This window comes from Microcoleus sp. Pol7_A1, from assembly GCF_036701085.1.
Taxonomy (GTDB): Bacteria; Cyanobacteriota; Cyanobacteriia; order Cyanobacteriales; family Microcoleaceae; genus Microcoleus; species Microcoleus asticus.
This window is the reverse complement of sequence record NZ_JAUBQD010000025.1, coordinates 59,903-71,344: the sequence shown is the minus strand read 5'-3', so window position 1 is coordinate 71,344 and position 11,442 is coordinate 59,903. Positions and strand designations below refer to the sequence as shown.

At 46.9% G+C, this 11,442-nt stretch carries 6 protein-coding genes; 2 read left to right on the top strand and 4 right to left on the bottom strand.

Annotation, left to right across the window (positions count from 1 at the left end; all coding sequences use genetic code 11):
- Both QUA20_RS15940 and QUA20_RS15935 read left to right on the top strand, forming a co-directional pair.
- Window positions 1-200: hypothetical protein (locus tag QUA20_RS15940; protein WP_333189788.1), on the top strand; the 200-nt coding region annotated here is incomplete at its 5' end.
- On the top strand, window positions 124-2,940 hold the full coding sequence (locus QUA20_RS15935) for an Ig-like domain-containing protein (protein ID WP_333189787.1): 2,817 nt from the start codon (window positions 124-126) through the stop codon (window positions 2,938-2,940). The genes QUA20_RS15940 and QUA20_RS15935, both read left to right, overlap by 77 nt.
- Window positions 2,941-3,194: 254 nt before the next feature.
- Here the strand turns inward: QUA20_RS15935 and QUA20_RS15930 are convergent, their stop codons facing one another.
- The 4 genes from QUA20_RS15930 to QUA20_RS15915 all read right to left on the bottom strand — a co-directional run bounded on the left by QUA20_RS15930 (window position 3,195) and on the right by QUA20_RS15915 (window position 11,435).
- Window positions 3,195-3,899, bottom strand: coding sequence for a rhomboid family intramembrane serine protease (locus QUA20_RS15930; RefSeq protein ID WP_333189786.1), 705 nt, complete (start codon window positions 3,897-3,899; stop codon window positions 3,195-3,197).
- A gap of 553 nt (window positions 3,900-4,452) precedes the next feature.
- Window positions 4,453-5,550, bottom strand: coding sequence for a DJ-1/PfpI/YhbO family deglycase/protease (locus QUA20_RS15925; RefSeq protein WP_333189784.1), 1,098 nt, complete (start codon window positions 5,548-5,550; stop codon window positions 4,453-4,455).
- A gap of 182 nt (window positions 5,551-5,732) precedes the next feature.
- Window positions 5,733-6,491 carry an SDR family oxidoreductase gene (locus QUA20_RS15920; protein ID WP_333189781.1) on the bottom strand — a complete coding sequence of 253 codons (759 nt, stop codon included), beginning with the start codon at window positions 6,489-6,491 and terminating at the stop codon, window positions 5,733-5,735.
- A 258-nt stretch (window positions 6,492-6,749) separates the two neighbouring features.
- Window positions 6,750-11,435: a PAS domain S-box protein gene (locus QUA20_RS15915; RefSeq protein WP_333189780.1), complete on the bottom strand. Its 4,686-nt coding sequence runs from the start codon at window positions 11,433-11,435 to the stop codon at window positions 6,750-6,752.
- Window positions 11,436-11,442: the final 7 nt, after the last annotated feature.

The window sequence follows — 11,442 nt, the reverse complement described above, 5'->3', positions numbered from 1 at the left end:
ACAACTACAACGGACACGGGGACAACGACAACTACAACGGACACGGGGACAACGACAACTACAACGGACACGGGGACAACGACAACTACAACGGACACGGGGACGGACATTTCGATCACCCCGGTGCCGCGGCCACCTCTGACAGTTCCCACGCCTCCCCCCGAGCCACTTTTTGTCGATGGCTTAGTTGTCGCAAATGACGGCATTAACTATTTAATCGGCAGCTTGTTCAATGACACGATTGCCGGGGGAGGCGGCGACGACACGCTTCTGAGTCGGGACGGAGACGATCTACTCAGGGGCGAAGACGGTAACGATTCTCTCAACGGCGGCGCTGGTAAAGATATCGTTGAGGGCGGGCGCGGCAATGACACGGCTCGGGGTGGCAAAGGCGATGACTTGGTTTCTGGCGACCAGGGCGATGACGTAGGTTTTGGCGACCAGGGCAACGATATTGTCTTCGGTTCTGAAGGCAACGACTCGCTGTACGGCGGTAAAGGCAATGACTGTCTGCGCGGTGGTGGCGAGGACGACCTGATTTTTGGCGACAAGGGCAATGACAGTGTTTTTGGCGACACGGGTAACGACTGCCTGATAGGCGCTGGGGGCAATGATATTTTGTTGGGCCAGGAGGGCGGGGATGTTATCACCGGCGGTGTTGGTAACGATACTGGTGACGGCGGCGAGGGTGATGACCTGGTCTTCGGGGGCGACGGGAATGATTCTCTGTCTGGAGATGCTGGGGATGATATTCTTTCGGGCGATCGCGGATTGGATACTCTGACAGGAGGCGACGGATCGGATATCTTTGTTCTCGGTAGGGTCGGCACGTCGGCTGGTAGCAACGGGTTTCTCACTACTGGGGGCCGCGAAATCGGCGATGCTGATGTAATTAGAGATTTTAATCCGGGAGATTCGATCGGTCTGGCTGGAGGTCTGAACTTTACAGAGTTAGAAATTTTCCAGGGCCAAGGCTCGAATTCTAGCAACACGATTATTACGGACAGGCGAACTGGGGAATTTTTGGCGGTGTTGATTGATGTTCGATCAAACTCGCTAGATGAATCTAGGTTCACTACAGATCAATTACCGCGCGTAGACGACAATCCTTTCACCATTCAGGGGACAAGTGCTTCTCCGACACCGACGACGGGGACAACTCCTTCTCCGACACCGACGACGGGGACAACTCCTTCTCCGACACCGACAGGGACAACTCCTTCTCCGACACCGACAGGGACAACTCCTTCTCCGACACCGACGGGGACAACTCCTTCTCCGACACCGACGGGGACAACTCCTTCTCCGACACCGACGGGGACAACACCTTCTCCGACACCGACGGGGACAACACCTTCTCCGACACCGACGGGGACAACACCTTCTCCGACTCCGGCGGCGACGACTCCAACTCCGGCGGCGACGACTCCAACTCCGGCGGCGACGACTCCAACTCCGGCGGCGACGACTCCAACTCCGGCACCGAGTCCGAGTCCATCACCATCACCGGGGACAACTCCGAGTCCAACTGCGTCGCCGGGAACAACTCCGAGTCCGACTCCGGCACCGGGGACATTGCCGACACAGGTTCCGAGTCCGACTCCGACTCCGACTGCGGGCGGGACAACCCCGAGTCCGAGTCCTTCCATAGTCCCGACTCCAACGGCGACGACCCCAACTCCTCCGCCTTTGGGCGGGGGACCGACTCCGCCGAGTTTTACATCTCCGACTCCTAACCAGCCGCCGATCGTGGAAGCGGGCAAGACGGTGACTGGTTTGCAGAATTTGCCTCTGTCTCTGAGCATTTCGGCGCCCAGCGACCCGGAAGGCCAGCCGCTGTCGATCGCGGTAGTCGGACTTCCCAATCCTACTTTTGGTCAGGTAATTACGGGTACGAACCCCCTCACCGTAAACCAAAAGTTAACAGTTCAGGATTTACTCGGGCTGAAATTCCAACCTGGAACAAACGCGATCGGGCAAGCCGGTTCTTTCAGCTACAGCGTAGCTGACGACCAAGGCGGCACGGCAGCAGCGTCAGTGGCGATTAACATCAATTCTTTCGATACCTCCGTAACTGTTCCAACTACCCTCTCGCCCATTGCTGTCAATGACGGCATCGTATTTACGAGTACGAATAATTTGCTGCCCACTTTCATTGACGTGCTGGCGAACGATTCCAGCCCGCAAAAAGGGCCACTCAGCATTATCAATGTCAGCACACCGCAACTGGGGATAGCTGTAAATCTTGTCTCTCAAGTGCAATTCATCCCCGGCAACGTAGCGGGTACAACTGCTTTCACCTACAGCGTCACCGACGGGTTCGGGACAATTCCGGGCGTAGGTACTGTCACCGTTCAAATATTGCCGGCTGATAGCGGGCCTAACAATTTGGTTGGGGGTTCTTTGCCGGACAATTTGAACGGTTTAGCGGGCAGCGATACTATTGACGGTCAAGGCGGCAACGATAGCATGGACGGCGGTTTGGATAACGACGTGCTCGTAGGCGGCCTCGGCGCAGATACCATGACGGGGGGCGGCGGCAGCAATCAATTCCGCTATACCAGCCCTGCACAAGGTGGGCCGGCTTTTGATGCGGCTTCTTCGGCGGCGATCGATGCTGCGATCGCGGCGGGCGGATACGATGTGATTACTGATTTTAACGGTCTCGGTGTGCCGATCGCCGATCAGTTTAATTTTGCCCCCGGATTTGCCAATCTCAGCGGTAACACCCAAGTTCTGCTGGAAGTGCAGACAACTGTTTCTGCAAATATTCTGGGAGGAACTGCTTTCTTGTTTGCCTACGATTCCGGCGGCAATACTTACATCATTTATGACGGCAATGGTAATAACGCCACCGGCAGCGATTCTCGCATTTTGGCGAAGTTAAATGGTGTAACGGGGGTTTCTTCTCTTTCGGAATTTGACTTTACTTTTATCTAAAAAGATAAGAGGTTTTTAACCGCAAATTAACGCAGATAAACGCCTATTTTTTCGGCAGTTTATCTGCGTTAATTTGCGTTCATCGGGGGTGAAAACGTAAATCTCATTATCTTCAGAAAACAATCCCAATAAAGGGCAAAGCATAGCACCGAACTTTGAGAAACATAAGAGGTTTGAAACCGCAGATTAACGCAGATTAATGCCGATTTCGTTACCAGTTTATCTGCGTTAATTTCTTTCAGTGTGGTAAAAAATTAAATCTGATTATCTTCAGAAAACAATCCCAATAAAGGGCCGAGAATAGCGCCGAAAACAAAGCCGCCGGCGTGGGCCCAGTAAGCAACTCCGCCGGATTCCATGCCGACACTTGCCGGCGCATTCAACGAAGCCAAGCCGCTCAATGCTTGCTGTGCAAACCAAAACCCTAGAAAGAAGAAAGCGGGGACTCTGACGGTGGTAATAAAGATTCCCAAGGGAAGCAGTGTCAGAACTTTGGCTTGGGGATATCTGAGAATGTAAGCTCCCATGACGCCTGCGATCGCGCCGCTAGCACCCAGGGACGGAATGGGCGATGCTGAGGAAAAATACCACTGAGTTAGTGATGCTAAAACGCCGCAAGTAAGGTAAAATATTATAAATTTGACGTGTCCTAAACGGTCTTCTACGTTGTTGCCAAAAATCCACAAAAATAACATATTTCCGGCAATGTGGAGAAAACCTGCGTGCAGGAATTGGGAGCTGATTAGTGTCGTCCATTCGGGAAATGGCGAAACTGGCAGAGCAACCCGACACATATTGCTTAACTGGCAAGGAATTACGGCCCAAGAGTAGAAGAATTGGGTTAATTGTCGATCGCCTAAACTGAGTTCGTACAAAAATACTAATATGTTTGCGGCAATCAGCCCGTAGGTGACGTAGGGAGTGATAGTAATGGGATTGTCATCGCGTAAGGGAACCACAGCCTTTTTTTCCTCATCAAAATATTGGCAACACAGTAGCGCATTTATAGCCCAGGTGTCTCCTGTCTAAAGGAAGAGGGAACAAGCCAATCGATTTTAGATTTTAGATTTTAGATTTTAGATTTTAGATTTGAAGAATTGAAGAAAGCGACTTGACGGATGTATCTGGGGGCTGGTTAATCGATTTTAGATTTTAGATTTTAGATTTTAGATTTTAGATTTTATAATTGAAGAAAGCGACTTGACGGATGTATCCGGGGGCTGGTTATCGGATACTATATTTTTTATTTCTAAACGGATGAATCCGGGGGCTTGTACCGCCCCCCGAGGCCGCAAGCTTCCTTCAAACCCCCCGTGTCCGGCTGAAACAAAAATAAAACCCATTGAATAAAACCCTTCACCTTGCAGTTAGTTGAATATCTGCTTTTAGTGTTGGGTTTTATTTTACCGCAAAAGCGTAGATTGTAGGATTGCAGAGCAAGTTTGTAGTTGCGATATTAGTACGGGTTTTCACCTCTCAACAAAACTACAAACTTATTTATCTCCTTGCTGATTACATTTTTACAGCAGGGCTAGTCGAAGGTTTAGGCGACTTAATTTCCTGGGAAACTGCACGGGCGCGGTAGAGTTTAGCAACGACTTGCTCGCACTTGGACAAATCCGATTCTATCTCTGTCAAAATCGCAGTTGATACGGGATCTGTGAACTTCACCCGCAGGTTGTTGATATCGACAACACCGGTTTGCAAATCACCCAGAGTGCTCCGCAGCAAGAACGTTTCATCGGTTCCTTGCATCGAGGCTTTTAATTTAGCGTATTTGTCAGCAATTTGGGCGGGAATTGAGGGTTTTTCGCCGAAATCGTTGAGGCGTTTTTCGAGAGCGAGGATGTGGTTCTGTTTATTTTGAATCATTTCTCTCAAGAGCGATCGCAAATCGCTGTCTTGGGTTTTTTCCGCATAATTTTGAAAGGCTTCGCAAGCATAGCGTTCCCCTGCGAGGGCGGTATTCAAACCTTTAACAATGTCGCCTTGTGTTGAGCCACCCCAACCATTAGCTAATTTCCACCATTCTGCATTTGTGTCAGTTTCTTCTGGCAAAGCGACTTCTTTTCCGCCGTAACCGAGGCGAGCCAGAATTGCGGTGGTAAATATTGCTAAATCTCCCGGTTGGCGGGAAGTGATCAAGTTGCCGTCAACTACTAAAGCTTCGTTGATGTAGTTAGCTCCGGCATTGATCATGTCTGTTTTAATTGCCAAGAAACCAGTCGCATTTTTGCCTTTCAGCAAGTCTGCTTCAATCAAAACTTGCGGGCCGTGGCAAACAGCAGCGACGATTTTTCCTTGCTCAAATGCTTCACGTACAAAATGTACTGTATTGGGATTAGTCCGCATTGTATCGGGAGCCATACCGCCGGGAATTATCACTGCATCGAATTCGGCGGGGACTGCTTCTGTGGTAGTTCCGTCTGCTTGCATGGCAAGTTTTCCTTGTTTCCCTGCATACTTTTCGTTTGTCCGCGAACCGAGGACAACTACTTCAAATCCAGCTTGTTTTAAGGCATTGTAAGGAACTAGAAATTCCGAATCTTCAACTCCATTTTCGATGAGTATGGCAACTCGTTTGGTTTGGCGATTGTTATCGGCTGTCATAATCAGTTTCCCTTCAAGTAGTCTTTTCTCTAAACTTAATTCATTTGTTGCTGTTTTCGCGTCTGGCTAAAGTGATAAATTGGTTCTAGGAAAAATGTGCCTTCGTGAGTCTTTGGAGGTAGTCGTAAAGTACCCAATGCGCACCCTACAATTAGATGTTTTGTGCAAGTTGTGCGATCGCATCAATGCACGTAAGAGGCTCCATTAATGTCGATCGTAGTCCCGGTAGCGTGCGCAGCCAAACCCGACGCTAAAAACGCGATAACATTGGCAACATCTTGAGGAGGAGCGATTTTGCCGATCGGGATATCGCGAATAATATCAGCTTCGCCGCACTTTTGAATAAACTGATTAGACATTTCTGTACTGACAAATCCCGGTGCAACTGTAAAAGCCAAAATATTATCAGCCGCAAACCCTCTAGCAATGCTGCGAGTTAAAGCAACAATAGCACCTTTTGACGCGGCGTAGTGCAGATAATTCGGGTCATCGCCGCGAAAAGCAGCGCGACTTGCTATATTAATAATTGTACCTCCACTTCTAGTTTTAAAATAAATAATTGCTTCGCGGCACAAGTCGGCAACGGCAACTAAATTAACTTGTAGAGTTTGTTGCCAAGCAGACGACCAAATATCGAACTCGTCCTCTATACCCGCTGACTGCATAATTCCAGCATTGTTAACTATAATATCAATATGACCCCGCCATTTTAAAGCATCTCGCCACAAAGTCGAGGCGACGTTTTCCAGCATCAAATCTGCTGCTAATAAATAACATCGATCGCGCGCAACACTGGCTGCTACCGCTTCAGCTTCAGTTTGACTGCGAGAGTAATGCAAAATCACCTCAGCCCCAGCATTAACCAGAGTCCGCACCGTCACTGCACCAATCCCCTTCGAGCCGCCAGTTACTAAAATTACCTTGCCTGTTAAATCAATCATTTCTCTATCTCTTTTCTCTTTCTCTGTACCCTCTGCGCCCTCTGCGGTTCATAAAAAAAATAAATCTCCTTCACACAAGAAATAGAATTGCTATATGATACAGCACATTCCATCCAATGTGTATGCCATTGCCTCATACTGATGGATATCTGCAATAAACCTGCCCAAAAAATTCCGAATTCTTTCCCATGTTGGTTTCTATTGGAAATATAGGCACTGTTTACAGCACTATAGCTTCTTTATCCTTAAACTCGATAACTACAGTGGATTCGGCAGCAGAGGTCGAATTAACTCCATAATTCTGTCAGAATTAAAATTATTGATATAATCCGTTAGTGCCTTGGACAAACCTGCTTTAGATTCGGGAATTTGTACGATTAATTCGTTCATAACTTCGGTATCGAGATAGTAAGCGGCTTGATACATTTGTTCTAACCACTGAGGGGACATCACGGATATATCTTCTACAGACAGCCTTTCAGCTAATAGTTTGTTTGGAGTTGCTTCTAGGACTTCGTAGATATATTGCACTCCCAAATATTTAGCGAGTTTGTCAAAAATTTCTTTCTGCTGAAATGGCTTCCTCATAAATTCGTTACAGCCAGCCATGAGAACGTCCTCTCGCTCTTCTTCAAAAACACTGGCAGTTAAAGCAATAATGACAGTTTCTTGGTTGTTAGGGCGTTCTCTAATATATTTAGTAGCTGTGTAGCCGTCCATGATTGGCATTCGCATATCCATGAAAATCAGGTGCGGTAACCAACTCTCCCACAGTGAGATTGCCTCAACTCCCTGTGTTGCTTCTCTCACCTCAAAGCCAATGGAGGTCAGGATCTCGACTAACAAGCGGCGATTTTCTGCTAAATCTTCAACAACAAGGATACGGTAGGTTGGTTGTCCAGGAGCTAAACCAATTACTCTTTGATTAATTGATTCTGGGGGTAAGAATTCTGCTTGAGGTAACTGTACACCAATCTCAAAGGAAAAAGTGCTACCTCGGTTCAAAGTGCTTTTAACCCGGATTTGACCGCCCATGAGTTGGACGAGTTTTTGACTGATCGCTAAACCAAGCCCAGTGCCTTGACTCAAATTATTCCCAGCTTGGGCTTGCACGAATAACTTAAATAGGCTATCAATTTCTGTTGGAGCAATTCCCACGCCTGTATCCTCAATTTCAAAACATAGGTAACAAGAGGTTGTGTCTCTTTGTGCTGCTCTTACTCGTAAGGTGATGCTTCCTTGCTTGGTAAATTTAATCGCATTACCGAGCAGATTGACCAAAACTTGATATAGTTTTTTCTTGTCGGTATGCACAAATTTAGGAAGATCGAGATCGGGATCGACAATTAGTTGCAATTCTCTAGAATGGGCTTTAACTTGCAGCATTTCTTCAAGAGAAATCAGCAAATTTGTCAAATCAAAGTCAGAAGAATTGAGTGTCATCCGTCCGCTCTCGATTTTGGATAAATCTAAAATATCGTTAATCAAGTCCAACAAATGTCTACCGCTACGATTGACAATCTGCAAGCGCTCTTGGAGAGAAGGAGTCAGAGCGCTCTCATCGCTCATCAATTGCGTGAATCCTAAAATCGAGTTGAGGGGGGTGCGGAGTTCGTGGCTCATATTGGCGAGGAAGACACTCTTGGCTTGGTTGGCTGCTTCTGCTGCTTCCTTCGCCTGGCGAATTTCCACCTCAGCTTGTTTGCGATCGCTAATATCAATTAAATATCCCAAAATTTCCACTGGTTTCCCTTCTCGATCTCGAATTAGCTTGAGTTGTTGGAGTATCCAGCGATAATTTCCATCTGAGTGCAGAAGACGGAATTCCTGAAAATACAAACCATCGGTGAATAGATTTGTTAGTCCATTAAGCACCTGGTCTACATCATCTGGATGCAGATGATCGATCCAAAATCCAGACTGTTCTAAAAATTCTTTGGTTTCGTAGCCGATTACGTCTTTGATGTTTTCGCTGATGAATGTTGGGCCATACTCGCCATCAACTTTACTGCTAAAAATAACGACGGGACTGTAGTTGAGGAGAAAGTTGAGGCGGTTTGTGGTAGCTTGCAAGGCTTGTTCAGACAGTTTTAGCTTTGTTATATCGTGCTGAACGGCAACATATATAGTTCCGTATTCAGGATGATCAAACTTAGAGGTATGAACTCTGCACCAAAAGAGTGTGCCATCTTTTTTTTTGTTGTAGACTTCATATTTCGCTTCCCCGTCCCGATCGACTTGAGTGACGATATCTTCAACGGTTGCGTCGGGTGTAATCTGTGTATCGACATAATTTATTACACCAACGGGTTGACCTGTGAGTTCGCCCTCTCGGTAGCCAAACATCTCATCAAATTTAGGATTAGTGTAGAATATCGTCAAGTCTGAGGCTTTGACTAAACACACTCCCCCTGCCATATTATTCATAATAATGCTTTGCAGTTCGAGTGTCTTTTGAACTTCTTTTCGAGCTGTGATGTCTTGAATTTGAGCAATAATATGCAGTGGATTTCCCTGCTCGTCTTGTACTACAGATCCATTCAGCAGAATCCAAACAATATGTCCTTGCTTATGCAAATAACGTTTTTCTCGTTGGTAAGTTGAAAGCGTTCCTGCTAATAGATTACGCCTATTATTAAGATCCACTGCTAAATCTTCAGGATAGGTAATGTCTTCAAAAGTTAGTGTTAACAACTCTTCTGGGGAGTAGCCAACAATCTGGCACAGGGCAGGATTGACTTTAAGCCAATGCCCGTCAAGGGAAAGGATCGCCATCCCGATCGAGGCATCTTCAAACGCATGGCGAAACTGCTCTTCACTGTTTCGTAAAGCTGTCTCAATTTGTTTGCGATCGTTTTCAGCTCGTTTGCGATCGCTGATGTCGCGTTTAAATACAGAAGCCCCAATAACTCTGCCTTTTGTGTCCTTCACAGGCGATATGGTGCAAGAGATGTGGATAAGTTTTCCATCTTTGCGGACGCGCAAGGTTTCATAGTTTTTAATCATTTCTCCTTGTCGAATCCTTTCGAGGATTTGCTGTTCTTCGTTGGTAAGATTGGGTGGAATTAGAATGCCGATCGATTGTCCTATGATTTCTTCAGCCTTGTAGCCAAAGATTTTTTCTGCTGCATTGTTCCAGCTTAAAATGATGCCGTCTAAGGACTTGCTAATAATTGCATCACCAGAGTATTCCACAATCGCTGCCATGCGTGCCAGTGATGCTTCTGCTTGCTTGCGAACCGTAATATCGGTTCCAATGCCGAGAAACCCTGTGATATTGCCTTCTGGGTCATATAAAGCTGTCGCCGAGAGGAGTAACGGAAAGCGACTACCATCTTTGCGGATGTACGACCATTCGTACTCGTCTGTCTCTCCAAGACGTGCCTTGGCAACAAAAGTCTCAAATCCTGGTTCGATAGAGATTCCCATTTGGACAGATAAATCTTGGGCGCGATGTACGACTTCCTCCTTGTCGTGAAGGATCGCAGGTGTTGCTTTCCCCAAAACTTCTTCGGCACTATATCCCAGCCATCTCTCGGCGGCTTTGTTAAAGGTAAGAATCGTACCATCTACGGCGGTGGAAATGATGCTGTAGTTGGCACTATCTAAAATAGCTTTTTGCAGCGTCGTTGTTTGAAGTAATTCTTCCTCAGCCTGTTTGCGATCGCTGATATCGCGCAGAATAACCGTAAATACCGTTTCGTCTCCTATTTCCAGCCTAGAAATTGAGGCTTCAGCAGGAAACTGAGTGCCATCTTGACGGCGACCCCAAATCTCACCTCGTTCTCCCATCCTTCCCGCTATACAAAATTGAGCAAATTGTTGGATATGCTGCTGGTGAGCATTCCTAAACTGTTCTGGCAGTAGTAAGCTCAGGGGTTGCCCTAAAACTTCCTCAGTTTGATAGCCGAAAATCTTTTCCGCCCCTTGATTAAACAGGGTAATGCGTTGAGTGCGATCGACTGAAATGATTGCATCATTGGCGATTTCTAGAATTCCAGCAAAACGAGCCTGTGATTTTCGTACAGCTTCTGTCCGTTCAGTCACAAGATTTTCTAAAGTTTCATTAAGTTTTTGCAGCTCTGCTTGGGTTTCTTGGCGATTGAAATCTATCTGGTTGAGAAATCGAGCCGTACCCAAAATGAGAATTGAGAACGTGAGAACCATCATGGCTGAACGCAGTGCATAGCCAAATTCAGCGTTATACCAGCCTAGTTTTTGCCCCTGAAAACATAACCAGTTCATTACCACTGGAAAGATCGTCGCCCAAGGCAGGAACCACCGCAACATGACTCCGCCAACTAGCGGACTGGTGACTTCTTGCATTAACCCTTCCTTGGGTCGGAGCAATAAAATTCCTCCATAGAGGATGAAAAAAGTCAGAATCGTGTTTAGGGATTGAGTTGTTGTAAGTATGATTAATTGGGCGAAAATATTGGCATCAAAGATATGTCCAAATAAAGCTAGCAGAGAAATTAAAGCCGCAACACTACTGCAAATCTGTGCCAACCAAATGTTCCGTTCGGTATTTTGCCCTAGCAGTAATAGTGCTACTCCCATCAGCACAAAATTTAAGGCACTATTCACTCCCATTCGCCCTGGATAAGGAGCCACCGAAGACGCGACATCCCGGAAAAGCCACTCATCAATGCCCAGATGCCAACCAAAGAGATACTCGCTCAGCGTCAGCAGCCCAATCACAATTACCAACCCGGCCGTCCCTTGAGCGACTCGATAGTGCAGTCGAGTTAGTCTTTGGTACTGCAACAATCTCAAAGACACTCCAGCCAGCAAAAAGCAAAGTGCCGTGTTTGCTTTCATGGTCGAAGTCATACCGGGAAAACCACTTTTGAGTAGGGAGATGTCAAATTGCCAACCGAGCAGGACGACACACCCGATCGCAATGACGAATACACTTGTCAGTTGAGAAATGTGCTTGTTCATAAATAAA

What these genes read in the sequence shown, in the direction of transcription:
- QUA20_RS15920 (WP_333189781.1), bottom strand. Translation starts at nt 6,491, where the DNA reads ATGATTGATTTAACAGGCAAGGTAATTTTAGTAACTGGCGGCTCGAAG.
- QUA20_RS15925 (WP_333189784.1), bottom strand. Translation starts at nt 5,550, where the DNA reads ATGACAGCCGATAACAATCGCCAAACCAAACGAGTTGCCATACTCATC.
- QUA20_RS15915 (WP_333189780.1), bottom strand. Translation starts at nt 11,435, where the DNA reads ATGAACAAGCACATTTCTCAACTGACAAGTGTATTCGTCATTGCGATC.